The organism is Blastopirellula marina (assembly GCF_002967715.1).
Classification (GTDB): Bacteria; Planctomycetota; Planctomycetia; order Pirellulales; family Pirellulaceae; genus Bremerella; species Bremerella marina_B.
In genome coordinates, this window is record NZ_PUIA01000085.1 from 30,510 (window position 1) to 56,931 (window position 26,422).

22 protein-coding genes are annotated in these 26,422 nt (G+C 55.4%); 17 read left to right on the forward strand and 5 right to left on the reverse strand.

From position 1 onward, the window contains the following. Positions 1-24: 24 nt before the first annotated feature. Positions 25-1,659: a cation:proton antiporter gene (locus tag C5Y96_RS25110; protein ID WP_105359164.1), complete on the reverse strand. Its 1,635-nt coding sequence runs from the start codon at positions 1,657-1,659 to the stop codon at positions 25-27. A gap of 277 nt (positions 1,660-1,936) precedes the next feature. On the opposite strand from C5Y96_RS25110, the gene C5Y96_RS25115 reads away from it, so the two are divergent. The 5 genes from C5Y96_RS25115 (at position 1,937) to groL (ending at position 7,623) form a co-directional block, all read left to right on the forward strand. Continuing rightward, positions 1,937-3,430 carry a rhamnulokinase gene (locus tag C5Y96_RS25115; RefSeq protein ID WP_105359166.1) on the forward strand — a complete coding sequence of 498 codons (1,494 nt, stop codon included), beginning with the start codon at positions 1,937-1,939 and terminating at the stop codon, positions 3,428-3,430. A 111-nt stretch (positions 3,431-3,541) separates the two neighbouring features. Next, complete coding sequence (locus tag C5Y96_RS25120) at positions 3,542-4,585, forward strand: Gfo/Idh/MocA family protein (protein ID WP_105359168.1); 1,044 nt, start codon at positions 3,542-3,544, stop codon at positions 4,583-4,585. A gap of 386 nt (positions 4,586-4,971) precedes the next feature. After that, a complete protein-coding gene (locus tag C5Y96_RS25125) occupies positions 4,972-5,262 on the forward strand; it encodes a hypothetical protein (protein WP_105359171.1) in 291 nt (96 codons plus the stop codon). A 344-nt stretch (positions 5,263-5,606) separates the two neighbouring features. Next, entirely contained in the window at positions 5,607-5,939 is a 333-nt protein-coding gene (groES, locus tag C5Y96_RS25130) for a co-chaperone GroES (RefSeq protein ID WP_105359173.1), read from the forward strand. 70 nt (positions 5,940-6,009) lie between these two features. Next, positions 6,010-7,623, forward strand: coding sequence for a chaperonin GroEL (gene groL / locus C5Y96_RS25135; RefSeq protein WP_105359175.1), 1,614 nt, complete (start codon positions 6,010-6,012; stop codon positions 7,621-7,623). Positions 7,624-7,724: 101 nt separating this feature from the next. On the opposite strand, the gene ppk2 is transcribed toward groL, so the two are convergent. After that, a complete protein-coding gene (gene ppk2, locus C5Y96_RS25140) occupies positions 7,725-8,639 on the reverse strand; it encodes a polyphosphate kinase 2 (RefSeq protein WP_105359177.1) in 915 nt (304 codons plus the stop codon). A gap of 469 nt (positions 8,640-9,108) precedes the next feature. Then, positions 9,109-10,068 carry a LysR family transcriptional regulator gene (locus C5Y96_RS25145; RefSeq protein ID WP_105359179.1) on the reverse strand — a complete coding sequence of 320 codons (960 nt, stop codon included), beginning with the start codon at positions 10,066-10,068 and terminating at the stop codon, positions 9,109-9,111. A 394-nt stretch (positions 10,069-10,462) separates the two neighbouring features. Between C5Y96_RS25145 and C5Y96_RS25150 the strand changes: the two genes are divergently transcribed. Both C5Y96_RS25150 and C5Y96_RS25155 read left to right on the forward strand, forming a co-directional pair. After that, the gene (locus C5Y96_RS25150; protein ID WP_158261420.1) at positions 10,463-11,257 is read left to right on the forward strand and encodes a universal stress protein; all 795 of its coding nucleotides are present in this window, start codon (positions 10,463-10,465) and stop codon (positions 11,255-11,257) included. A gap of 62 nt (positions 11,258-11,319) precedes the next feature. Further along, positions 11,320-12,315 (forward strand): bestrophin family protein, encoded by a 996-nt coding sequence (locus C5Y96_RS25155; RefSeq protein WP_158261421.1) that lies wholly within the window; start codon positions 11,320-11,322, stop codon positions 12,313-12,315. A gap of 6 nt (positions 12,316-12,321) precedes the next feature. On the opposite strand, the gene C5Y96_RS25160 is transcribed toward C5Y96_RS25155, so the two are convergent. Continuing rightward, on the reverse strand, positions 12,322-15,342 hold the full coding sequence (locus C5Y96_RS25160; protein ID WP_146115805.1) for a hypothetical protein: 3,021 nt from the start codon (positions 15,340-15,342) through the stop codon (positions 12,322-12,324). A 136-nt stretch (positions 15,343-15,478) separates the two neighbouring features. On the opposite strand from C5Y96_RS25160, the gene C5Y96_RS25165 reads away from it, so the two are divergent. From C5Y96_RS25165 to C5Y96_RS25210, 10 genes are all read left to right on the forward strand, one after another. Further along, a complete protein-coding gene (locus tag C5Y96_RS25165) occupies positions 15,479-17,230 on the forward strand; it encodes an arylsulfatase (RefSeq protein WP_105359473.1) in 1,752 nt (583 codons plus the stop codon). 20 nt (positions 17,231-17,250) lie between these two features. Next, positions 17,251-17,601: a hypothetical protein gene (locus C5Y96_RS25170; RefSeq protein ID WP_105359187.1), complete on the forward strand. Its 351-nt coding sequence runs from the start codon at positions 17,251-17,253 to the stop codon at positions 17,599-17,601. Between the two features lie 58 nt (positions 17,602-17,659). Next, positions 17,660-19,333 carry an FAD-dependent oxidoreductase gene (locus C5Y96_RS25175; RefSeq protein ID WP_105359189.1) on the forward strand — a complete coding sequence of 558 codons (1,674 nt, stop codon included), beginning with the start codon at positions 17,660-17,662 and terminating at the stop codon, positions 19,331-19,333. A gap of 30 nt (positions 19,334-19,363) precedes the next feature. Then, a complete protein-coding gene (locus C5Y96_RS25180) occupies positions 19,364-20,332 on the forward strand; it encodes a sialate O-acetylesterase (protein ID WP_158261422.1) in 969 nt (322 codons plus the stop codon). 41 nt (positions 20,333-20,373) lie between these two features. Continuing rightward, complete coding sequence (locus tag C5Y96_RS25185) at positions 20,374-20,994, forward strand: hypothetical protein (protein ID WP_146115806.1); 621 nt, start codon at positions 20,374-20,376, stop codon at positions 20,992-20,994. Positions 20,995-21,085: 91 nt separating this feature from the next. Continuing rightward, positions 21,086-21,313 carry a ferrous iron transport protein A gene (locus tag C5Y96_RS25190; RefSeq protein WP_105359195.1) on the forward strand — a complete coding sequence of 76 codons (228 nt, stop codon included), beginning with the start codon at positions 21,086-21,088 and terminating at the stop codon, positions 21,311-21,313. A 5-nt stretch (positions 21,314-21,318) separates the two neighbouring features. Then, entirely contained in the window at positions 21,319-21,543 is a 225-nt protein-coding gene (locus C5Y96_RS25195) for a ferrous iron transport protein A (RefSeq protein ID WP_105359197.1), read from the forward strand. A gap of 92 nt (positions 21,544-21,635) precedes the next feature. Continuing rightward, the gene (feoB, locus tag C5Y96_RS25200; protein WP_105359199.1) at positions 21,636-23,852 is read left to right on the forward strand and encodes a ferrous iron transport protein B; all 2,217 of its coding nucleotides are present in this window, start codon (positions 21,636-21,638) and stop codon (positions 23,850-23,852) included. A 67-nt stretch (positions 23,853-23,919) separates the two neighbouring features. After that, complete coding sequence (locus tag C5Y96_RS25205) at positions 23,920-24,153, forward strand: FeoB-associated Cys-rich membrane protein (protein WP_105359201.1); 234 nt, start codon at positions 23,920-23,922, stop codon at positions 24,151-24,153. Between the two features lie 44 nt (positions 24,154-24,197). Further along, on the forward strand, positions 24,198-25,109 hold the full coding sequence (locus tag C5Y96_RS25210; RefSeq protein ID WP_105359203.1) for an aminotransferase class IV: 912 nt from the start codon (positions 24,198-24,200) through the stop codon (positions 25,107-25,109). A gap of 6 nt (positions 25,110-25,115) precedes the next feature. Here C5Y96_RS25210 and C5Y96_RS25215 read toward each other — a convergent pair whose 3' ends face one another. Continuing rightward, complete coding sequence (locus C5Y96_RS25215) at positions 25,116-26,282, reverse strand: HEAT repeat domain-containing protein (RefSeq protein WP_158261423.1); 1,167 nt, start codon at positions 26,280-26,282, stop codon at positions 25,116-25,118. Positions 26,283-26,422: the final 140 nt, after the last annotated feature.

The following is a 26,422-nucleotide window of genomic DNA, read 5'->3' on the forward strand; positions in this document are numbered from 1 at the left end:
ATCTGGCCGCAGAAGGCCTGAGATTTAGAACGATTCACTCTCGGCCAGCTTCTCAATCATCCCGATCAGTTGCAGGGCCGTTTGCGACTCTTCGTCGGTGACGTAGTCGGCACCCACCAGATGCAGACGTTCGCGGTTCCGCTGATAGCGGCAGCGGGCCAGGATGGTGCAGTGGCGGTTCATCCCGCGAATCGTTTTGACGATTTGCACCGATGCTTCATCGTCCGGCACAGCCACCAGAACCAGGTTGGCGTGGGCGATCTCAGCTTCTTCGAGCGTCTTACGCTTGGTGGCATCGCCGGTGACGGCTCGGAAACCGGCTTGTACCAAGGGATAGGTATTCACCGAGTTGAGGTCGATAAAGCGGACGTCCGCCCCGGAAGTTTCGATCCGCGAGGCAACTTGCCGGGCAACCGGCCCCACGCCAATGATCACCGCTTCGCGAATCTGCTCGCGGGCCTCGATCGGCTTTTCTTCCTTCTTGGTATGCAACGCCGGTTCGTCGCGCAGCTTACGAATACCCCATTTGATCAGGCCTGGGGTCAGAATCATCGTACCGATCGCTAGCACCAGCATTTGGTTGTAGTGCGCCTCGTTGATGAGCTTCGATTCCATTCCTGCCGACAACAGCAGAAAGCTCAATTCGCCTACCTGCGAAAGCCCCAGCCCCATCAATAAAGCGACCTTCCAGTTCATGCCGGAAAGCTTCAGAGCCAAGGCCGCCCCCAGTGTTTTCACCGCGACAATCAGGGGAAAACCAATCAGCACCAACATCGGATCTCGCAGCAGCGCTTGAATATCGAGCAAACCACCCAGCGAGATAAAGAACACCGCCGCGAAGCTTTCGCGGAACGGCAGCGTCAGGGCATCGACCTGCTGCGTGAAGCGATTTCCGCCGAGGATCAGGCCTGCTCCAAAGGCCCCGAATGCTGCCGGAAGCCCAAGCATATGGGCCACGAAGCAGCCGCCGCCCAGCAGTGCCAACGCGAAAAGCAGCAGCAGTTCACGGCTGCGAAGCATCGAAAACAGCGGCAGCGCGAAACGGTGGGTTACGAACGCGAGAACGGGAATCGTGGTCACAAACAGCAGCGAAACGGTCGCCAGGCGGATGAACTCATAGCTGGAATTTTCGCCCGTGGCAGCCAAAAGAGGCACGGCCAGCATCAGTGGGACGATCGCCATATCTTGAAACAGCAAGATCCCCACGCTGCGCAAGCCCCCAGGCGAGGAAGCTACGTTCAGCTCGTGCAGGGCGCGAAAGACGAGCACGGTCGAACTGAGTGCCACCGCCGCCCCCAATAATGCGGCTCCTTGCCAGGGAATCCCGATCATCGCAAACAATAAGCTGGCCGGAACGCTTACGGCAACCAGTTGAACGAAGCCAGCCACCAGGATCCATGGGCCGACATGCTTGAGTTCTTCCCACGAGATTTCGGTACCGATCGAAAACAGAAGGAACAGGGCTCCCATTTCCGCAAGATGCTTGAGATCGTGGTTTTCTGTATGCAGAATCTGCAAGCCACCATCGCCAATAATGGCCCCAACCACCAGGTAGCCCACAATCGTCGAAAAGTGGTAATAACGACAAAACGCACCCGACACGAAGCCTGCGGCCAGAATCACAATCAGGTTGAGTGCCAGGATTTCAAGCGGATCCACAGGCCATAACCTCGGAAGCGAAAGACGTCGGTGCGTAATTCATTGTCGTTTTTTGTTTCGATCGGACAGACATTAGTTTTAAGCGGACACGCGTTTTTTAGCGATTGGGCCAGCAGGCACTTTCTCAAGAAACTACCCAGAAAACGCTGATTGTTGAGGCCGCTTGCGTCTATTAAACTGCAATCCCAATTCCATCGTGACCGGCATTAACCCCTTGTCTGCCTGTCTCTGATAATACGGTTCCCCCAATCCTGCATCTGCACTAAAAAGTTCAACTATGTCTAACAAGACCTACCTCGCCGTCGACCTGGGTGCTTCCAGTGGTCGAGTTCTCGGTGGCCGATTCGATGGTACCAAGCTGGAACTCGAAGAAGTCCATCGCTTCGAGAACGGACCGGTTGCCTTCGCCGGGCATCTGCACTGGGACCTCTTGAAGCTTTGGCAGAATATCAAAGACGGTCTGACCAGTGCCGGCACGAAGTTTGGCCGCGACATCAGCAGCATTGGGGTCGATACATGGGGGGTCGACTTCGCGCTTCTCGGCCGCAACGACGAACTGCTTGGCAATCCGTATCATTACCGTGATCCACGCACCCAGGGGATCTTCGACCGAGCATTCGCCACGGTCAGCCGTGAAGAGATCTTTGCCGAGACCGGTTTGCAGTTCATGGAGATCAACACGCTGTATCAGCTGATCGCCATGCGGGAGGCCAACAGCTCGATCCTGGAGGCGGCCCAAAGCTTTCTGATGATGCCCGACATGTTTCACTGGCTGTTGACCGGGGAAAAAGGAAACGAGCTCACCAACGCCACCACCACGCAGCTGTTCAACCCCGTTACCAAGCAGTGGTCTCAGAAGCTGATCGACGGTTTCGACCTGCCAGGACACATCTTCGGCGAGATCGTCGACCCAGGCACCGTGGTGGGGCCGCTGCGCGAAACGGTGCTCGAACAGATCGGCCTGAGCGGCACGAAGGTCGTTCGCCCTGGTACGCACGATACGGCCTCGGCCGTGGTAGCCGTACCGGCGAAGAGTTCGCCCGGAGAGATGCCCAACTGGTGCTATATCTCCAGCGGGACATGGTCGCTGATGGGGGTCGAGACGCCTCATCCGATCATCAACGACCAGTGCGCCGAGTTTAACTACACCAACGAAGGGGGCGTCTATGGCACAACGCGTTTGCTAAAGAACATCGCCGGGCTGTGGCTGGTGCAGGAATGCCGCCGCATCTGGAAGCAAGGTGGCCACGAGTACGGCTATTCCGACCTGGTTCGCATGTCGCAGGAAGCCACGCCACTGGCTTCGTTCGTGAACCCAGATCATCCCGACTTTGCCGCTCCACAGGACATGCCGGCGCAGCTGCGTGATTTCTGCCGCCGCACCGGTCAGATTATTCCTGAAACCGACGGGGCACTCATTCGCTGCGTGCTGGAGAGCCTGGCGATGCGATACCGCGTGGTGCATCGCAAGCTGCAGGATTTGACCGGCACCAAGATCGATACGATCCACATCGTCGGTGGTGGTACGCAGAACCAACTGCTGTGTCAGATGGCCGCCGATGCATGCAACTGCCAGGTGGTGGCCGGCCCCGTGGAAGCGACCGCGATTGGCAACCTCATGCTGCAAGCCGTCGCTTCCGGCGACATCGGCAGCCTGGCCGAGGGACGTGAAGTTATTCGCAACAGCTTCCCCGTGGTAACGTACGAACCGAAGACTCCCACAATGTGGGACGATGCGTTTCCTCGGTTCGAGAAGACCTGCCGCATCTAAGCCGTAAGTTTTCGCAGAACGTTTTTTTGACACTGACACGTGCGAAGCGACGTTAATTTGTGTTAACTATTGACAAACCCTACCACCTCCTCCTCACACTCGAGAGACACCATGATTAAAGTTGGCATCGTTGGCGTTGGATTTATGAGCTGGATTCACTACCTCGCTTACCAGAAGGTACGCGGGATGAGTGTGGCCGGCTTTTGCTCGCGCGATGCCAAGAAGCAAAAAGGGGACTGGCGAGGCATCAAAGGGAACTTTGGCCCGGCTGGCGAGCAGATTGATGTCTCGAAGATGAACGTCTGTGCGACGCTCGAAGAGCTGTTGGCCGACGATTCAATCGACATGATCGACATTTGCCTCCCCCCTGCCCTGCACGAAGAAGCAACCATCGCGGCGCTGAACGCTGGCAAGCATGTCCTGGTCGAAAAGCCGATCGCCCTGAATCCTGCCGCCGCCAAGCGGATGCAGAAAGCAGCCGAGAAGAATGGCAAGCTGCTGCTGACCGCCCATGTGCTTCCCTTCTTCGCCGATTTCAACTTCGCGTTGGAAGCGGCCCGTAGCGGCAAGTTCGGCAAGCTGCTGGGTGGGCACTTCAAGCGATTGATCAACGACCCGACCTGGATCAAGGACTTCTTCAACCTGGAAAAGGTAGGCGGTCCCCTCTTGGACCTGCACATTCACGATGCCCACTTCATTCGCCTGATGTTTGGCATGCCAACCAGCGTGACCAGCAGCGGCCGCATGCGAGGGGATTGTGTCGAGTACTGCACCACGCAGTTCGGTTTCGCCGACAAAAGCTACGTCGTAACGGCTACCAGCGGCGTGCTGCACCAGGCAGCTCGTAGTTTCACCCATGGCTTCGAGATCCACTACGAAGAAGCCACGCTGTTGATGGACTTCGCCGTGATTGATGACGCCCCGGTGGTCTCGATGCCGCTGACGGTGCTGCCCAAGAAGGGGAAGTCGAAGCAGCCGAAGCTCAAGGGGGGCGATCCAGTCGACTCGTTCGCCGCCGAGCTGAAGGAAGTGCAAAAGAGCATCGAAGAAGGCAAGCCGTCCGATATCCTCGGCGGGGAATTAGCCGTCGACGCCCTAATCCTTTGCCAGAAGCAGGCCGACTCGGTGGCCAAGGGAAAGACGATTCGCGTTTAAGAACGCAATCGCCTGAGATTGTGTCTAAGAATGTTTCTCTCACTCCGAATGACTACCAGTACTCTGGTCATTCTCAGGGGAGACACGATGGATACGATTGAACTGATATTCGGGCTGATCGGCAGCCTACTGCAACTGGCGTTCGAGTTGTTCGTGGGGTTAATCAGCGATCACGAGGCACGGCAGCGATAGCAGCGCGTGAAGTTGTTCCGATTACGGGAGCTTTGAGAGCTCATTGCGAGGCTTCCGATCAGTTCTTGTTAAATCCCTGGGCAAAGCTTGCGGAAAACACTTGATCGGGGCTAACTCTTGGTGGTACAACACTTTCTTACATGACGTTTCGGGGTGAAACGTGCTTTCGTAAGTCTAATGGGGGAGTCTACACCATGGCATTTCTATTCCTCGGCTTGGCCGGCATCTTAGGCATCGTAAGCCTTGTCTGTTTCATCCTGATCATTGTTAAAATGTTTCAGAACGATGACTCGACACTGGGCATCATCTGCATTGTTACGATTTTCTGTGGTATCGGTGGTCTGATCGCGTTTGTGATGGGCTGGATCAACGCAGGGAAGTACGGAGCCAGCCAGCTCATGCTGATCTGGACCGGTGCGATTGTAGGTAGCGTCGTGCTGAACATCATCGGCTCGGCACTGGCAGGGGGCGACATGGCTCCATAGCCAACGATTGCCATGCCAAAATAAGCCTAAGGCCGTCCCCAACATGGGACGGCCTTTTTTTTCTGTCATAATGGCAGACCAGTCCTAGGCCGCCATTTCTGGTCGGGCCTCTGCGAAATATATTCACCATAAGCCATTGCCATTAAGCAACTTGCGCCACCACAGACACTTTCTGGCACGCTAGTTGCAAGATTGAATCTCTACGCAATTGTTCGCGCAACAATGGCAGTCGGGCCCGGTTCAGACTTACCGCGGCACGGATGAGCCAACCGTTCATATCCCGCATCGGCGTCTCCTGAGATCAGGAGACACAAGCCCCTAGTTTTCTGGAGGAAGGCATTAGCATGGCAACGGCTACGAAAAAGAAGGCTTCGAGCACCAAACAGCGTTTGCAGCCCCTGGGCGATCGCGTTGTCGTCCGTCGTGACGAGCTGGAAGAAAAGACCTCGGGCGGGATCTTCCTGCCAGAAACCGCCAAGAACAAGCCATCGCGTGGCGTGGTGGTGAGCGTTGGCAACGGTCGTCTGCTGGAAGACGGCAGCCGCAGCCCACTGCAAGTGAAGGAAGGCGACAAGGTCGTTTTCAGCATGTATGCCGGTAGCGACACCTTCACCGTCGGCGACGACGAAGTCATCCTGCTCCGCGAAGACGACATCCTGGCCGTCATCGAAGGCTAGAAATCGACCTTCGGTCATTCATTCTCGTACACAACCTCAGACGAATCGAAACATTTAGGAGATACCATCGATGGCAAAGATCATCGCCTTTGATCAGGAAGCACGCGAAGCCATCCGTCGCGGCGTATCCAAGTTGGCGAAAGCCGTCAAAACGACCCTCGGCCCCAAGGGTCGTAACGTCATCATCCAGAAATCCTTTGGCAGCCCAACCGTCACCAAGGACGGCGTGACCGTGGCCAAGGAAATCGAACTGGAAGACGTCTACGAAAACATGGGCGCTCAGATGGTTCGTGAAGTTGCCAGCAAGACGAGCGACGTCGCTGGCGACGGTACCACCACCGCCACGCTGATGGCCGAAGCGATCTTCAACGAAGGTTTGAAGGCCGTTGTCGCCGGTGTGAACCCAGTTCAAATGAAGGCCGGTATCGAAAAGGCCGTCAACGCCATCACCGCCGAACTGAACGGCATGGCGATTCCGATCAAGAAGAAGGAAGAAATGGCCAACGTTGGTGCCATCGCTTCGAACAACGATCGCGAAATTGGCGAACTGCTGGCCGACGCCATGGAAAAGGTCGGTAAGGACGGCGTCATCACCGTCGACGAAGGCAAGTCGCTTGCCACCGAAGTCGAATGGGTTGAAGGGATGCAGTTCGATCGCGGCTACCTGTCCCCTTACTTCGTCACCAACCCGACCAGCATGCAGGTCGAACTGGACGACGCTTACGTTCTGGTCTTCGAAAAGAAGATTAGCAACATCAAGGACCTGGTTCCGGTTCTGGAAGCTGTGGTTCAGCAGAGCAAGCCGCTGTTGATCATCGCGGAAGACGTTGACGGCGAAGCTTTGGCAACGCTAGTGATCAACCGCCTGCGTGGTACGTTCGTTTGTGCCGCCGTTAAGGCTCCTGGCTACGGCGACCGCCGCAAGGCCATGATGGAAGACATTGCCATCCTGACCGGTGGTACGGCCATCTTCGAAAGCCTGGGCATTAAGCTGGAAAACCTCGGTCTGGCCGAACTCGGTCGCGCCAAGAAGGTGATCATCGACAAAGACAACACGACGATCATCGAAGGTGCCGGCGATACCCAGAACATCAAGGATCGTATCGCTCAGATCCGCCGCGAAATCGATAACTCGACCAGCGACTACGACAAGGAAAAGCTGGAAGAACGTCTGGCCAAGCTCGCCGGTGGCGTTGCTAAGGTCAACGTCGGTGCCGCGACCGAAAGCGAAATGAAGGAAAAGAAGGCCCGCGTCGAAGACGCTCTGCACGCTACCCGTGCTGCTGCCGCCGAAGGCATCCTGCCGGGTGGTGGTGTTGCTCTGCTGCGTGCTTCGTCGAAGGTTAAGCCAGATGGCTTGTCGCATGACGAAGAAATCGGCTTCAACATCGTTATCCGCGCTTGCCGTGCTCCGATCACCACGATCGCCACCAACGCCGGTAAAGATGGCAGCATCATCTGCGAAAAGATCTTGGACTCGAAGGGCAACCAGGGTTACAACGCTCTGACCGACACCTACGAAGACCTGGTCAAGTCGGGCGTCATCGACCCAGCCAAGGTTACCAAGACCGCCCTGGCCAACGCCGCTTCGGTCGCTACCTTGCTGCTGACCAGCGATGCTTTGATCGCTGAAAAGCCGAAGGCTGACAAGAAGGGTGGCCACAGCCACGACGACATGTACTAAACCGATTTAGTACATCACCTAATAGAAAAGCCCGCCGAGTATCTGCTCGGCGGGCTTTTTTTCGTTTAATGGCAATCAAGATAAAACGTCCAGGGCGATGCCTAATACACGGACGGCACAATCACATCTTCGGGAAGGGGTTGCCGCCGGTACCCTTCGTCGTGCTCGCGTGGCGGAAGCGAGATCCTTTCCTGCGGGACTTCCGTGTAGGGAAGCTGCTGCAGAAAGTGATGGATGCAGTTGAGCCGGGCTCGCTTCTTATCATCCGCTTCGACAACCCACCAGGGTGCTTCCGAGAAATTGGTGCGGGCAAACATCTCTTCCTTGGCGACGGTGTACTGTTCCCACCGCCGGCGCGATTCAAGATCCATCGGGCTGAGCTTCCACTGCTTCAGCGGATCGTCGATACGGCATTGGAAGCGAAACTGTTGCTCCTGGTCGCTGATCGAGAACCAATACTTGATCAGGTACATGCCTGATTGGACCAGCATCCGTTCAAACTCAGGTACAGTTCGAAAGAACTCTTCCAGTTGCTGTTGATTGCAGAAGCCCATTACACGTTCGACGCCAGCCCGGTTGTACCAACTGCGATCGAACAAGACGATCTCTCCGCCGGCTGGCAAGTGCTGTACATAGCGTTGAAAATACCACTGTGTTTGCTCGCGTTGGCTCGGGGCCGACAAGGCTACCACGCGGCACACGCGGGGATTCAATCGCTGCGTAATGCGTTTAATTGCACCTCCTTTGCCGGCTGCATCCCGTCCTTCAAATAGGACCGCAACTTTCGCCTTGCTTTCGACCACCCAGTTTTGCAGCTTGATCAGTTCACGCTGCAGACGCAGCAGTTCCCGGAAGTAGACTCTCCGCGACAAATGCCCCTCTTCGATCGCTTCGTCGCGCGAGCCCACGCGATCCATCATCGCGTCTTCCAATTCGGCTTCGAACTCTTCGTCTAGCGAATCGAGGATTTCATTGTGTAAGCGTTCGTGGTCGTCACTAGGATTGGAGTCACTCATAATCATCTTTTGCCATCAATGAAAAACTACTCGTACCAACTTAGGATATATTCCGCGGAAAGCTTTCCCTGCTGCTGCGAAGCCAATTCCGAGGACAAGGGAACGTAGCCTGCATCAAGTAAAGCTTGTTGTCCTTCGCGGCTCAACAGAAAACGCAAAACACGATCGACTGGTGCAGGCAAAATCCCACAAAACCCACTAGGGGCGTTTTGCATTGGAGCTTAAGAAAGTGCCCAGGGTTTGAATCGCATCGTTTGCGACAATGGAATAGGCCGCCAAAAGAAACCCAATAATCGCCACTGTTGTTGCCATGCGAGTTCCTTTCCACATCAACCACTGCTAGTTCCCTAATGGCTGATTCTAGCAGATTCAATCGCCGACAAACGTTAATTATCAATGAAGCAATTCACAGGAACAAAGTAACTCATTACTGCATTCTGGCGAATGTGACAGGTCCTGTAGAGCCTGGCTACGAAGTACTTGGATTCTGTTCGTTCAAGAGATTCGTGCCATTTCGTATATCAAACAGGATCTTCGGGGCTTCTTCCGAGATGGCCATCACCACGGGATGCAGCAGTTTCCGTTGGGCGGTAATCGCGAAGAAATGGCTTCGCAGCTCTTCAAGTGTTCCCACTAGTTCGACGTTGTATTGCTGGCATACCTGATCCAGTACGGCCGCTGGCGTGGGAAAGACGCCGGCCCCCCCTCTTCCGAATTCCTTGAGCATTGCGCTGTCGTCGAACTGAGCCACGATCTTCGGGCAGATATCGTTTTCGTCAAACCATCGATCGAGATTGCGTCGCAATTCCGTTTGTGGCGATGGCAATAGCAACGGAGCACGCTGCAGCGATTGGGGAAAGTCTGCCCGCAGTTGGTCGGCCATTGGCTTGACGGCACAAAACGCGACCGCGCAGTCCCCCAACGGATGATTAAAACAACGCTTGTTGCCGTCGGACGAAATCGATCGATCCGAGATGATCAAGTCGTGCCGATGCCGAGCAAGGTCTGCCACCAACTGTTCCATCGGGGCTTCGTGGTAATCAATCTGCACCGGTTCAGGAAACCGGAGAGCGGCCTCCAGCAGTCGGTAGGTGATCAGTTTGGGCACGTACATCGGTACGCCCACACTCAGCCGTAGCGACCGCTGCGACGGCAGCCCGCGTAAGCTACCTAACATTTCACGCCCCGCCGAGAAGATTTCGTCGGCGTATTCAAAGACGGTTGAACCGACATCGGTCAGCCGTAGTTCGCGCCCACTTCGATCGAACAGTTCGTGATTCAGCGATTTCTCGAGCTTCTTAATCTGGGAACTCACCGTCGGCTGAGAAAGATGCAAGTGATCACATGCCGCCGTAATACTGCCCTGACGTACGGCCACCCAAAAATAGAACAAGTGCAGGAAATTCAAATCCTGGAGACGCTCAATCATCAGTTCGTTTATCCAATGCTCCCGCTCGTATCGTGGGGCTGCGACACCTGCGGAATTCCAAGGCAGCGATAGCTCTTAAGGGGTGCCTGACATTCTAGCTATCAGCTTTCATTTGTCCGCTGCCATCGGCTTAATTGATGAAGAAAAGGGATAGTTTTCGCCCCTTAGCCTGCTTGCATAGAAATTTTAAATGTCTGACCAAGACAGACGCCAGCATAGAAATTTTGAATGTCAGGCAACGAAAGAAAATAGGGGGTTCTGAACTCGACTTTTCCGTATAACTCTACATGCCGCGAGCCACGGTTGGGTCGCCAATGCATGAAACGATCTTCGTGATTGCATGATTCTTTCGGACAGAAGAGGCTACACAGTGCTTAAGCGAGTGCTACTTCACTTGAGCGGATCCTTCGGAGCAGATCAAGTCATTGAATTGGGAGCGAGAATCTCTCATCGCACGTCCGCGCGACTGCGAGGCCTTTCCACCCTGGATACCAGTGGCCTGCAAAACGCTGGACACTTAGACTCCGCCGCGTATGCCGTTTCCGAGTCGCATCGAATCGCTCATGCCGAGCGACGGCAACGGATTTCGCACCAGCAAATGGAGCAAGTCGGCCAGCGTTACCAGATTGACTTCGATACGCTGGGCATCGAAGGGAACCCGATTCAAAGCCTGGTCCGCGAAGCGCAATACCACGATCTGCTGATCACGCGATCGGCCGATCATGCTCGTCAGTTGCCTGGTGAATTGAATGCCCCTGAGCTGATCGAGCTTGTCGTTCAAAGTCGCCAGCCGGTTTATATTTCGCGCGGATCGAACACGAACCCGAACCGATTTCTCCTTGTTTACGATGGCTCGGAATCGTCGGCTCGCGTGATTCGCACCTTCCTGACGCAAAAACCAGTACGCAGTGCCCATTGCCGTCTGCTGGGTGTCGGTGCGGCGGCCGATCCTTCGTCGAAGCTCCTTAACTCGATGCGTGACTACTGCGAGGCCAGGCACGCTGATCTCGAGGTCGGACGGCTTGCCGGTTCACCACGCAAGGTGCTCATTCCCTACGCGCGCAAGTGGGCCCCCGACGTCGTCGTCATGGGGGTTCCGCGTGTAACAGGGCTATGGAGGAGAATCCGAGGACACGTCGCTTTAGATTTCCTCCATCACACGCAGTTCGATCTGTACCTGATGGGATGACCCAACCAACTACCGCGCCAGTATCCCCCCGGTACGATTCCACGGATGAAAGAAGCAGGAACATGATTCGAGAAGGTTTTTGGACGGAAGTCTTCAGGCTCAACGGCTCGGTAACTCCGCTAGTGGCAGGGCGATTACTTGGCTTTACCGCATTCGGAGCGATCATCTACGCTTTATTTGAAGCGTTTCATTTGAAGAACGGCCTGGCAACCGCGCATTACGAATACATTGGTGCCGTCCTGGCATTGCTCTTGGTTCTTCGTACCAATGCTGGCTACGACCGCTGGTGGGAAGCACGCAAGATCTGGGGAGGCATCGTCAATCAGTCACGTAACCTGGCCCAAATTGGCCTGATTTACGGCCCGACGAATCCCTCCTGGCGAGAAGACTACACGCGTTGGGTGGCTGCGTTTTCGGCGACTTGCCACCATAGCCTGCGAGGGGAACACAAGTTCGACGAAATCCAAGGGATGTGCGAGATCGTCGGGACAGCCGAAACGCGTCGGCTCAGCCAGGCCGACCATATGCCGTTGTACGCGATTCACCGGGTGGCAGACCTGCTGAAGCAAGCCGTCGACTCTGGCGAGATGGATCGCTTTTACTTTCTACAAGCCGAATCGGAGCGAGCGAAACTGATCGATCACATCGGCGGCTGCGAGCGAATCTTAAAAACGCCGTTGGCCTCGGCGTTTTCGATCAAGATCCGCCGCTTCCTGTTTCTGTACCTGATGTTCTTGCCGATCGCGATTGTCGACGCGGCAGGCGTGGCGACGCCGCTGATCGTATTTCTGGTGGCTTATCCGTTACTGGCCCTCGATCAAATTGGCGTCGAATTAGAAAACCCGTTCAGCAAGTCACGGCTCAATCACCTTCCGTTGAATCAAATTTCAGAAACGATTCGCGGCAACCTGATGGCCTCGCTGGAACCGCTGCCGCCAATCATTCCCCACAATGCGGTACCGATTCCTAAACCGAAATCGCGGCAAGGGGAAGTTGTGATTGCCTACCCCGAGGAAGGCTACGCAACCTATCCTTTTCCCTCCCCGGCCGAGTCGTAGGAGCACTTATTTGGCCGCTTTGTTCGGCTGACGATACAAGACCAACACAGGCTCACCAGAGACCTCAATTGAAACCAATGCCCGATTCGCATCGATGCGTTTCCTCAGACCATCGATGCGGATCACGTCGACCTTGGCGTCCGCCGCGACGCCAAGGTCGACAATTTTCTTGCCGTTGTCGTTCCATACGACTTTCAGGCATTCTCCCTGGTCATCGACAAACAGAAACTCCTGCGTCCCGTCAGGGTGCTGTTTCTCTGCCTGGAACTTCTTCACGGCCAGGCTATTGATCATGTGGTAATATGCCACGGCATCCAAACGTGGGTTGTAGTTGTTGAATTTGCAGTCAAACACACAGTGAGCATCGCCGAACTGGCCGCGGGCGTTGCCGTCTTTATCAGGATACATGATCGTAAACCAACTGACCGTTTCTCCCCCTTCGGCAAAGAAGACGGTGCACTTCTTAATCAACTCGACAGCAACGGCCAACCGCGCCTGACCTTGGCTGTTGAGCCCCAGCTCGGTCGAGTGGATCGGTTTCACCGCGCCGTACTTGCGCATCAGCTCGCGATACTCGGCCATCGTGCGGCGAACGTTGGTGTAGTGCTCGTAAATGTGAAAATCATACGAGTCGAGGTAGTTCTGATAGCCTGCCTGAAAATACTCTTCGTTCGGCTCGACGGACGTACCGATCACGTGGATCTCCGGATCGAACGCTTTCACTGCCTCGTAGACCGTTTTGTAAGCTTTCACGTTATCCAGCACGACTTGCCCCTTGCCGTGTGGTTCGTTGCCTAGCGCGATCATGGCGAGGCCCTGGTCAGAGTAAGCTTCCAGGAAGTTGGTCATCCCTTCTCGTAGCGACTCCTCGGTCACACTTTTGAATCCTTCGTCTTCGACCTGCGAACAAGGCGTACCGGTCACCCACTTAGCATCCAGTTTTTTCACGACATCCAGTCCCGGCAGATGCGGCTTGTAAGGAGGCTTGTTCGACCAGCCACCCCACACGCCCATCATCCGTAGCCCTAAGCGATCGGCCAGGTAAAAGTAATCTCCGATGCGGCTATCCCAGTTGCGAATGGTGAAGGGAATTTGCTCGGGGCGATATTGCTTGCTCGCCGCTTCTGGCAGGATCGCGAAACCGGAGAACTCGGTGATCGGGTTCCCTTCTCCTTGCGGGACGGAAACGTGTAGTTCGTAAAACTGCCCAACATTTAATTCGCTGGCCTCTACCGATAGGTTGGCCTGATATTCCCGCTGCCGTTTTCCTTCGGCAGCGACGAGCGCAACATCCGTGGGCCGAGCTACCACTTTGCCTTGATAGTCGCGGACTTCCCACTGAAGCTCGCGATCGCTCGGCTGTAGTGCTTTGGTGGTGGGGACGGTTACTTGAAATTCAATAGCATCGCCGGGATAGAACAGATTCCCCACTGTTTTCGTGGCAATGCGAATACTTTCAACACTCGGTTCGGCCGGTTGCACGACCAGCCGGGCTGCCGAGAGATCGTCGATCGCAAACTGTCCATACGCCTTGTTCAGCTGCACTTCCCATTGGGCCGTTTTCGCTTTGGCAGGAAGCTTGACCAACTTGCTAACCTGCTCCCAATCGTTCTCACCGTAACCAATCGCTAGGGGAAAGGTCGCCAGGAGGTTACCATCGACATCGAAAGTCTTGATGGAAACCGCTCCATGAAACGAGTTATCTGGCGAATGCAGCTTCGATCGCCAGCGATAGGCAAATTCCCAAGTTCCCTGCTGCACGGGAAATAGCGAGCTGTCAGCCAGCGTAGGTTGCTGAAGCTTCTCGAGGGAGCGTTGCAGGGACAACTGTGAATCGATGCGAACGTCACCTTGCGTCTGCCAGCCAGTAGCATCCCCGTCGAAGCCTTCGGTCCACGCACTGCGTGAGCGTTCCCCTTCGACGATCGCTTCCATGCGGATGTCCCCCAAGTCGAGGCTCATCATAGGTGACTCGGACGAACGGCCATTGAGCATTACTTCGAGCAGCTTGACCGCCCCGTGCCACTTGCCGTCGTTGGCCCCTCCCCAATGTTCGCCACCGGCAATCTGCACGGGGTCGATCGTCATGGCGTGCCACTGACCATCGGCGACCATCGCAATACCATGCCGCTGATGGGTTTGATCGCTGCTGTCGACCAGACGCAGTGAAAACTCCTTCACTTCATCGGAGCGTACTTGAAGTTCGATCGACTTGCTTTGTTTGACATCGAGCTGTGCGAAGCTGCTACGCACGCCAACATAACGCCCTCCGGCACTAAAGTCAGCACTAAGTCGAAGTGCGTGCTCGTCGCTGCGGGGTCCTTCGATGATGACGAGGCTGCCTTTGGCACCAGGAAACTCGTTTCCGTTGTTGTATTGCCACGTGCCGGTCCCTTCTTCTCCGACGTCATCCAGGCGAATCGATTTCGCGATTTCGACTTTGGGTGCTGTCGGCAAGAGCATCACGTTGCGGATCGCAATGTTCCCTTCCTTGAGTGCCTCGCGACCGGCGAGGAAGACGAGCAACTTCCCTGGCTGATGCCAACGACCATCGTTTGCGCCGCTCCATTTCTCGTAGCCGGTCACGATATCCATCGGTGCTCCGGCTTCGAGTGAAGCAAAGTAGCGTGCCACCGGGAAGGTGAATTGTTGCCACCCTCCTTTATCCCCCAGGCGAATATTCAATTGGTGGCATTGCCCCGTACCATCGATCAGACGCGTCGTCAGTTTCTCGACACCGCGTGGGACATTCACTTCAAACGTTACCGTATCGATAGGAATGTCTGGCAAATGTTTGGCAGCCTGGACGTACATTCCCCCCTTCGAGAAGTCACCGTGCAGTACGAGCGTTGGCATTTCTTCCTGCTTGAGTTCCAAGTGCCCGACTGCTCCGGGGAACTCTTTACCGTTGTCGAACGTCCAGCCTCCCAGCTTTTGTTGAGGATCAATCAGCGATGCTCGCTGTTGGCCCAGCGCAGTGGCTACGAAGCACAAAAACAGAACAGAACAAACAACGGGACGTATCATCGAGAAATCTGAAAAAATAGGGTCACAAGCAGGGGAATCCTCGTGGTCTCAATTTGACCGGCGGCTTTCAGGCGAGGACAATAGCGTGCATCTGAAGCCCACCAATCTATGCCCCTTCACGACTGAAGGTTTCATCATGCCACGTCTTTTTTCGCTACTCCTGCTCGCTTTTGGCCTGTTTTTGCCTACGTTCGCGTATGCCGCCGACGCCACGAAACCCAACGTCGTAATGATCCTCACCGACGACCAAGGTTGGGGTGATCTGAGCGTGCATGGCAATAAGAACCTCGCCACGCCCAACATCGATCAACTAGCGAAAGAGGGAGCCCTGTTCGAGAACTTCTACGTCTGCCACCTGTGCGCACCGACACGTGCTGAAATGCTGACCGGTCGGTTCTATGCCCGGACTGGCGTTCGCGGTGTTTCGACCGGACAGGAACGTTTGAACATCGACGAGAAGACAATTGCCCAGTACTTCCAAGAAGCAGGCTACGTGACCGGGGCCTTCGGCAAGTGGCACAACGGCATGCAGTTCCCTTACCACCCCAATGCCCGCGGCTTCGATGAGTACTACGGTTTCTGCTCGGGTCACTGGGGGCATTACTTCAGCCCGGAACTCGATCACAATAACCAACTCGTCCGCGGCGATGACTATGTATCCGACGACTTCACTAACCACGCCATGAAGTTTATCGAAGACAACAAGGACAAACCATTCTTCTGCTACGTCCCGTACTGCACGCCTCATTCGCCGATGCAGGTTCCCGATCAGTTCTACGACAAGTTCGCCAACATGGATCCCGAGATGAAGAATCGAGATCCCCAAAAGGAACAACTCGGCATGACCCGCGCCGCGTTGGCCATGTGCGAGAACATTGACTGGAACGTGGGACGCATCCTAAAGAAGCTCGATCAACTCGACCTGGCCGATAACACGATCGTCATCTACTTCGCCGACAACGGACCCAATAGCTTCCGCTGGAACGGGGGGATGAAAGGTCGCAAAGGCTCGCTCGATGAAGGTGGTACACGCGTTCCGTGCATCATTCGTTGGCCAGGGCATATTCCTCAAGACAGAACCATTGAGCCAATCGCCGGTGCCGTCGACCTGCTGCCTACCTTGCTTGACTTTGCTGGAATCAAATCGGAGTTCCCCAAACCAATCGACGGCATCAGCCTTAAGCCACTGCTGACACAAGACACCGCCGAGTGGGAAGATCGCTATCTCATCGCCTCACGTAACAATCAAGTCAGCGTGCGTAATCAAACGTATCGACTCGACAACGATGGACAGCTATTCGATATCACCAGCGACCGTGGACAATACAAGAACGTTGCCAAGGATCATCCGGAAGTCTTGGCCCAACTGAAAGCAGTTGCCAAGCAGTATCGCTCGGAGATGCTTCCCACGCAGGACGATCGCCCCTTTACCGTGGGTTACACGGAGAACACGCCGCTACCGGCCCGCGATGGGAACGGCCATGGGGGCATCAAGCGTAGCGCTAACGCCCCGAACTGTTCTTACTTCACCAATTGGAAGACGGCCAACGACACCGTGACGTGGGATGTCGAAGTAGGTGAGCCGGGCGAGTACGAAGCGATCATCTACTATACCTGCCCACAGGAAAACGTCGGCGTCGAGATCCAGGCCGAACTACTGGGGCAGAAAACCTCGGCCACGATCAAACAAGCACACGATCCCGAAAGCTACGGTCCCGAGCGAGACCGGTTCGATCGTGGTGCCGAATCGCCGGTGAAGGATTTCAAACCGTTTTCGCTTGGTTCGCTCAAGCTTCCCAAGGGGCGTGATACGTTGACTCTGTCGGCGCTGAAGATCCCTGGCGACGGGGCGATTGAAGTTCGCTACATCTGGTTGAACAAGAAGTAAGCCAAGCGAGGCAGCCTCATTTGAGCGAAGCAGAACCGAACCCGTATGCTCCGCCGCAACCGGCAGCGAAGCCAGTCAGTTCGCTGTCGGCTCTGCGAATTCTGGCGTGGTGCTCGCTCCTGCTTCCCTACGCCATGCTACCTCTCTTAATGATGCTCCCTCAATTCGTTGGGGGAATACTTGGGTTTATCTTGTTTATCCCGATGGTTCCCATGACCATCGCCGTCACGATCGGTCGAGCTTGTGCATTAGGTTTCAAACTCATTCCTCCCCGCTACATTGAGTGGCTGTCGGTATTTTATGTGGTGACAATCATCGTCGAATACATGACACTATTTGAAGTGATCTATCCCAACTTCAGTTGGAAGTAACGTCTCCTCTTTTTCTTCACTGCCCCTGTTTCATTTCCCAGCCTGGACCTCGCCTAAGATGATACCACGTAACATCTCTATCGCCCTGCTCTTTGCTTTGTTGCTCTATCCGTCTTCCGGATATGCTCAGCAGGCACCGTCGTACGATCTGGTTGTGTACGGCGGAACGAGTGCCGGAGTGGCTGCCGCGGTGCAGGCCAAGCAGATGGGTAAGTCGGTCGTGATCATCAGCCCGGACACGCATCTGGGCGGGCTTTCCAGTAGCGGCTTGGGACGAACCGATAGCGGTCGACAGAATGCTATCGGCGGTATCGCGAAGGAGTTTTACCATCGCGTCTACCTGCACTATGCCCAGGCTCAGGCGTGGCCGCATCAAACGCCGGAGGCCTACCTGGCCCAGCGGGAAGCCCATGGAGCATCCGATCCGAAGAACGAAACATGGTGGGTATTCGAACCGCATGTTGCGGAAAACGTGTTCGAGCAGTTCATTGCTGAGAGCAAGATCGAAGTCCTCCGCGACGAGTGGCTCGATCGCGAGAAAGGAGTCCGCATGGATGGTCAGCGGATCGCCTCGATCACAACCCTCTCCGGCAAAACCCTGGCCGGCAAGATGTTCATTGATGCGACCTATGAAGGGGACCTGATGGCCGCCGCTGGCGTGACGTATACCATCGGGCGGGAAAGTAACGCGAAGTATGGCGAAGTCGGCAATGGAGTCGAGGTGGCTCAGAACACCAAGAACCATCGCTTCCGTGTGGCCGTTGATCCGTACGTGAAGCCAGGCGACCCCAGCAGCGGCCTGGTGTGGGGTGTTCATAACCAAGGACCAGGCGAGGAAGGGTCTGCCGACAATCGCGTGCAAGCCTATTGCTACCGCATGTGCATGTCCCTGGTTCCTGAAAACAGCGTTCCATTTGCCAAGCCAGAAGGCTACGACGAAAGTGTCTACGAGCTTCTTTTCCGCAACTACGAAGCTGGCGATCCGCGCGTGCCGCTGCACCCGGCTCCGGCCCCGAACGGCAAGACCGACACGAACAACAACGGAGCGTTCTCGACCGACAACATCGGCATGAACTACGACTACCCTGAAGCCAGCTATGAGCAGCGAAAGAACATCCTGCATCAGCATCTGACTTACCAGCAAGGGCTGATGTGGACCCTGGCCAACCATCCCCGCGTTCCCCAAGAGGTGCGCGACGAGATGTCGCAGTGGGGACTAGCCAAGGACGAGTTCGCCGATAACGATCACTGGCCCTATCAGATCTACGTACGCGAGGCCAGGCGGATGGTTTCCGACTATGTGCAAACGGAACACGATTGTCGGCGGCTGCGGATTTGTGACGACAGCGTCGGTCTGGGCTCTTACAATATGGATTCGCACAACGTGCAGCGTTTTGTCACTGCGGAGGGGACTGTGCAGAATGAAGGGGATGTGCAAGTCGCCACCGGTGGCAGTTACGCCGTCAGTTTTCGTTCGCTGATTCCTAAGCGTGGCGAAACCGCGAACCTGCTTGTCCCTTGTTGCTTGTCCAGTTCCCACATTGCCTTCGGCAGCATCCGCATGGAGCCAGTCTTCATGATCCTCGGTCAAAGCTCGGCAACCGCCGCAGCCTTGGCGATCGATCAGAAGGTGGCATTACAAGACCTGCCTTATCCGCTGCTCAAAGCTCAATTAGAGAAGGATGGACAACAGCTTGTTCCAGCGGGAAAGCCGAAACCGATCACACCGTAGCCCTTCGCCCCGATGCCTGGAGATCTCGTTATGAAACGTTCCGCAATGGTCTTGGCCATGTTGTTCGCTCTGGGCGTCAGCTCATGGGCGATCGCCGCTCCCGTGAAAGTCTTTATCCTGTGCGGTCAATCGAACATGGAAGGGAAAGGGGCGATCTCGCATCTGGAGCAACTGCTCGCAGATCCCGCCACGGCCAAGGCCTATCAGCACCTGCGTGACGACAACGGCTGGGTGGAACGCAACGACGTATTCATCAAGTACAACGACGACCGCGGACAAGGCAAACTGGGGCTGGGGTACGGCACTCCGACCAATCGCTTTGGCCCGGAACTCGAGTTCGGGCATGTTGTTGGCAATGCATTTGATGAGAAGGTGTTGATCATCAAGTGTGCCTGGGGAGGCCGAGCATTGGCGGTTCGTTTTCGTCCACCAAGCTCCGGCAAAGGGGACTACACCCAGCGCAACAAGCAGACGAAAGAACTTGAACCGCTGCCGGAAGAAACGTACGGCGAAGCGTACCGCGATACCCTTCGCATCGTGAAGGAATCGTTGACTGGCATCGACAAGATTGTCCCCGACTACAACAAGGAAGATGGCTACGAACTTTCCGGCTTCGTCTTCTTCCAAGGCTTCAACGACATTATCGACCAGAAAAAGATGGACGAGTACGGGAAGAACCTGGAGAACCTCGTTCGTGATGTTCGCAAGGACCTGGATGCCCCGAATCTGCCGATCGTGATCGGCGAACTAGGCCAACAAGGAGTCGAGCCGGAGAAACGCTATGCGGAAAAACATTTCGCGTTTCGAAAGATGCAGGAAGACGTATCTAAACTGCCGGAATTCAAAGGGAACGTTGCCTTCGTAAAAACGAGCCCCTACATCGTGAGTGACGGCGAGTCATTCGACGGCGGGTATCACTACTACGGCCGGGCTGACACGTTCTTTAACATCGGTCACGCGTTTGGAGAAGCGATGGTGCAGATGGTGAAATCGAACTGAGTTTGGCCAGTCGTTCAGACGGTTTTTGCCTGGTGAATTTCATGCCGCGACATTCTCTTTCGATCGGCTTCGACATCGTGCTGCCCATCATTCTTGGCACGGTGTTTGTCCTGAACATCATGTTCATGCTGCTCGTACCGTTGGTTTGGGTGATTTTGTTCCATATGCGTTCGAATGCACGGCGAGACAAGCGTCTTCCTGCTCTACCGCTTTTTGGGAATCTCGTAGGAGCGTGCACCTTTGCGGCTATTGTTTACGCCGCCGCATCGTACGAGCCTACTAAGACGAAACTTCAATACCTAGGTCGCGAGCAGACTTTCCCCTTGAAGAGAATCGAGCTTGGCGAACTAGCTTACCTCACTTCAAGCTCAAACGTTGACCGCCAATTTACGATCAACTTCTCATTTCCTGACGCCCAGAAGCTCCAAGTTGTCCACCTCCCCGACGAGACCGTAACGCTGCAACAACTTCTCGACGCGGTTGAGCACGACACAGGCATGGAAGGTCGTTTCCATAGCTGTGGCAACGGGTACAGCATTATCCAAGGGGAAGATTGCTGCTTTGGGCTAAACATAGGCGGCACGTACTTTACGGAAGAAGCGTTTGACCTTGATGCTTATGAGGAAGAGCGGTTCAAACGACTAAACCAAGTAATTCCCTAGGGTTTTTATGCACAAATCAGCACCTTGCCACAGAGGCCTGACTCAGTTAAGATTTCTCTAATGAGAATTACTCTCAATTAGCAGGCAAGAGATGTTCCCCGATATCCCCCTTAACATGGTTCAACCTGGGTCCGTTGTGCGGATTTCGCAAGTCGTTGGTGGGCAGGACGATGTCAAGCGCATGGCCGAGATGGGTCTTCAGACGGGAACGGAAGTCGAGATGCTTCAAAGTGGCAGTCCCTGCATCGTGCGTGTAGGACAGTCGAAGCTCTGTTTTCGACAATCGGACGTCTTGAATATTCTGGTCAGTACGGACTAAGCACTATGTCGAAGTTGTCGCAGCTTGCGGTCGGCCAGGAAGCCGTTATCGCCTCGATCGATGCCACTAACGTGGCGGCCGTGCGACTCATGGAAATGGGGATGACTCCTGGCTGCAGCGTGAAGATGATCGGCTCGGCCCCCTTCGGCGATCCCTTAGAGGTGGAGATTCGCGGTTACCACCTGAGCCTGCGTAAGACGGAAGCCGACCTGGTGGAACTCGTGAGTTAGTTCTTCAACAAATACCGTCCTCGCGCCCTGCCTGTTGCCAAGTGCGACTTCCCTCAGATTCCCCAACGCAGCCAACCCCAATAGTCCACTGAATGTCTGTCGACGCACCTGCTCGAACATTGAACGTCGCCCTGGTCGGAAACCCTAATACCGGCAAGTCGACCCTCTTCAACGCGTTGTCTGGCATCCGTCAAAAGACCGGCAACTACCCCGGAGTGACCGTCGAAAAGAAGCACGGTTCATTCACGCATAAGGGACAGAAAGTCGAACTGATCGACCTGCCTGGCACCTACAGTCTCGCTCCGCGATCGCCAGACGAAATGGTGACGGTTGACGTTCTGCTTGGTCGACAGGCCAACGAAGCCAAGCCGAACGCCGTGCTGGTGATTGTCGATGCCAGTAATCTCGAACGCAATTTGTACATCGTCAGCCAGGTCAAGGAACTCGGCCTGCCGACCGTAGTAGCCCTGAACATGGGGGACATCGCGAAGGACAAAGGGATATCGGTGGATGTCATCCAGCTGGCACAGCGGTTGGGCGTGCCGGTCGTGTCCACCCAGGCCAACCGCCGCGGAGGGCTCGATCAATTGCGCGATTCGATCGTTGCTTTGCTGTATCGAGAAAGTATTCCGGTCGAAAGCCCTTTCCCGGAAGAGTTTCGCGACAAGGTCGGTCAACTGCATGCCAAGCTTCAAGAGCACGATGCGAAAGCAACCCGATACCTGGCCGAACGTCTACTGCTAGACACGAGCGGTTACCTCGAGAAAGAGCTTACCAGCGGCGGCCGGGCCCTGCACAACTGGATTGTCGAATCCCGCAATCAACTGGCCGAGCTTGGCCAGCCGGTACCTGCTATTGAAGCGATCTCGCGATACAAATGGGTTCAAGGCGTTCTCGATGGAATCGTCACTCGGGAAGCAACCCGCAAGGTGACCCTCTCCGACCGTATCGATCGGGTTCTGACCAATCGCATTGGTGGAACGGTCTTCTTTATCTTGATCATGACCCTTATGTTCCAGGCAGTTTTCAGCGACCTGGTAGCCGGAAACCTGATGGGGTACATCGAAGGGTTTTTCGAGATCATCGCCGGAGTGGTCGATGCCAACCTGGCCGATGGGGCGTTTAAATCACTGCTTATCGACGGCGTCATCGCTGGCGTTGGGGGGGTGTTGGTATTCTTGCCTCAGATTTGCATTCTGTTCTTCTTTATCGCCATTTTAGAAGACTGCGGATACCTGGCCCGGGCAGCTTATTTGATGGATCGCTTGTTCAGCAAAATTGGTCTGAGCGGTAAGTCGTTCATTCCGCTACTGTCCAGCTTTGCCTGTGCCATTCCCGGGATCATGGCCGCGCGCGTGATCGAGAATCGCCGCGATCGCCTGATCACCATCCTGGTGGCTCCGCTGATGAGCTGCAGTGCTCGTATGCCGGTCTACGTGCTGCTGACCGCGGCATTCATTCCCGACGAAACAATCGGTGGGGTCCTCTCGCTACACACGCTGGTCATGCTCAGCATGTACCTGCTGGGGATTTTGGCGGCCGTCGGCGTGGCATTCGTGCTGCGGCGAACGATCCTGCCAGGCGAAACGCCACCGTTTGTGATGGAGCTTCCCAGCTACAAGTTCCCGTCGATTAGCGGCGTGTTGATGGTGATGGTGGAAAAGGGCTGGGCGTTCGTCAAACGTGCCGGAACGCTGATCTTCGCGATGACTGTCATCGTGTGGGCCCTGTCGTATTTCCCACGCAACGAAGAGGCAGCCACGGCTCCGTTTGCCGCTGAGATCGCCCAGTTGGAAAATCAACTAGAAGGTGCCAGCGAAGAACAAGCCGAACAAATCGAAGAGCGTCTGACTGAAATCAATAATCAGATCGACGGCGAGCTGCTTCGCGGCAGTTTTCTTGGCATGGCGGGTCACTGGATCGAACCGATCGTCCGGCCGCTGGGGTGGGACTGGAAAATCGGCAGCGCCGCGATCGCCTCGTTCCCGGCTCGAGAGGTGATCATCAGCACGATGGGCGTTCTCTATAACCTGGGTGGCGATGAAGACGAAGAATCTGCCCCGCTCCGCGAAACCATCAAGGATGCCAAGTGGGCAGGCACCGACGAGAACGTGTTTAACATTCCGGTGGCCTTGTCGATCATGGTATTTTTCGCCCTATGTGCCCAGTGTGCTGCCACCCTGGCAGTGATCAAGCGAGAAACCAACAGCTGGAAATGGCCAATCTTCACCTTCGTCTATATGACCGTGCTCGCCTACGTAGGTGCCTTGATCACCTACCAGGTATCCGCCGCGATACTGCTGAATTAGCTACTAACTAGAAACATGAATTTGACTTTGTGAACCGACTGGCAACGATTGGACCGAGGAGTTTTCCATGTGGCAGAACTTAATCGTAATGGTCATCGTCGCTTCGGCCGCCGGTTATATTGGCTGGACGATCTTTCGTGGCATCCAAGGGGCTGCCGGGGCATGCGGTGGGGGCTGTGGTTCTGGCTGTGGTGCGAAGTCTCAACCGGGCAACCTGGTTCAATTGACCACAACCCCACAAGATGACGACTCGGCAACTTCCCCCGACCAGTCATCTGCGGTAAGCTCGACTCGATCGTAACGACGTTCGATCGCAATGCATTTCCGCTTTGAAAGGACACGACTGTGGCTCAGCCGATCGCTTATTGGGAAGGGACCTGGGTTCCACGCAGTGAACTTACCATTCCCTTGAACGATGCCGGGTTTCAGCTGGGCACGACCATCGCCGAGCAGTGTCGCACGTTCAACGGCAAAGTGTTTCGCCTGGAACAGCATCTCGATCGTCTCTGGAAAAGTCTGGAGATTGTTGATGTCCAGTCGCCTGAATCGCGCCAGTCACTCACCGATGTGATTCATCAAATCATCGAGCACAACTATCCGCTACTGCCTGCGGGGGCGGATTTGGGCATTACGATCTTCGTGACGCCTGGCTCAATGGATCAGCTGTATCGTCCTCACAAAACGGGGCGTCTGGCCGTTCATACACAGATGGTTGCGTTCGAGACGTTTGCCAACCTGTACGAAGCGGGACAGCCCCTTATCGTCCCTAAAACACGTCAAACGCCCGTCGAATGCTGGCCGCGGGAATTGAAGGTCCGCTCGCGCGTGCATTATTACCTGGCCGACCTGGAAGCCAAGCGTGAAGCCCCCGACGCGAGGGCCGTTTTGTTGGATCAAGACGGATATGTGATGGAAGCCACTACGGCCAACATCGCCAAATATCACCCCGATACGGGTCTCGAGCTTCCACCGGCCGATCTGGTGCTGCCTGGTATTAGCATCGCAACGCTAGAAAAATTGGCCGACGAAATGGCTATTCCGGTTACGCATCGGCAGCTTACGCCGGAAGACTTTGCGACCGCCGATGAGGTCTTACTCACCAGTACTTCACCATGCATCGTGCCGTGCAATCAATGGAACGGAAAGCCGATCAGCGTGGGTAAACCGGGTCCAATCTTCAAGCGTTTGATTGCTGCCTGGGAAGAAATGGTCGGGGTCGACATCCGTCAACAGGCCGAGCGATTCGCAAAAGCTTAATGCCGATTAGTCGCGTCGAAGATCGACGTTGAGCGGCATCTTCTTGTTGGCGAACCAGGTCTTCCAGGCGGCTTCGTCGAAGTTGTAGTCGACTTCCTCTTCGAGGACCTGCTTCAGGGCCACACGGACCCCTTGATTCTGAAGGTCTTGCTCGATGATCCGGGGTTTTTCCTGGCCGAATGACATGCCACCTCCGCCGTTGCTATCGAACGCGGCATTCGTTCGACCTGGCTGCGTGCCGCGGGTCACTTGAAACTTGTGCGTTGTGACCAGGGCATCCATCAGCGGCAGTATACTCGCAGGGTGCTTGAGTCGCCCCAAGACAATCGCGGCGCGGTTCACAACCTGATTGTCAGAGCTTTTCAGTTGTCCGATGAGATAGCTAACGGCAACCTGATTGTCTCGCTTCTCAAGCCCAATCGTTGCTCGATCGCGGAGTGAGTCGTTGGGATCGTTCGCGGCCAGCTTCACCAGGGCCATAGTGGTTTGTGGTGTATTGATGTTGGAAAGGGCATCCACCAGCAGTTCTCGCACGGCTGGGACGTTTTCATCCTCCAGCGTCTCAATCACGGCCAGACCGGCATTAGGGTCGTTGACCTTTTGCAGTTCTCGGGCAGCTTCCTGGGCTTTCTCGCCACCACGCTTGAGCCACGACCGCCAGATTTTCACCTGCTTCCGCCACTCGATTTGTTGATATTCGATGTCTTGATCGTTCTTGGCTAGTTTGACGTCTTGCGGAAACCGCCAGCGTCCACCATCGCGAACAAAACCTTGGCTGAGCATCCAGTCTTCGCGAATGATCCACTTGTTCCGAAATCGCTCGTACCCCAAGGCCTTACGTGCTTCGACGTTGTCAGGCTCGCGTTTGAGGATCTCGTTGTAGTGGTAGTCGCGTTTTTCCGGCAAGTTGTTTTGATCGCACCACTTGGCCATCTGAAATTGGCCTTCAATGGTGTCTGGCATGCGGGGCAGAAACTCTTCGTACTGCTTCAACTGGGCCGAGAAGGCAACCACCTCGCGCACGGTTGTTCGCCCCAGAACGAGCGTCCCGCTATCGGTCTGGACTTGGAAGGTCGATCGCGGCGATTCATCCGGATTCAGGAGCTTCCCTTCGACCGTCCCACCACTGGACAAATGAAAGATCTCGGCCTGAGCCACCACGCAACTACCCATCGTTATCATCGCTGCGATGATAAGCGACGCGTAATGCGGCTTATTGTGGCTGTGGCTCGGCACCGGCAACTTCCAGCAAGGTAGGGAAAAAGAAACCTATCCCTAAGTATAGGAACCCCTTAGCTTCGATTCCAAGAATT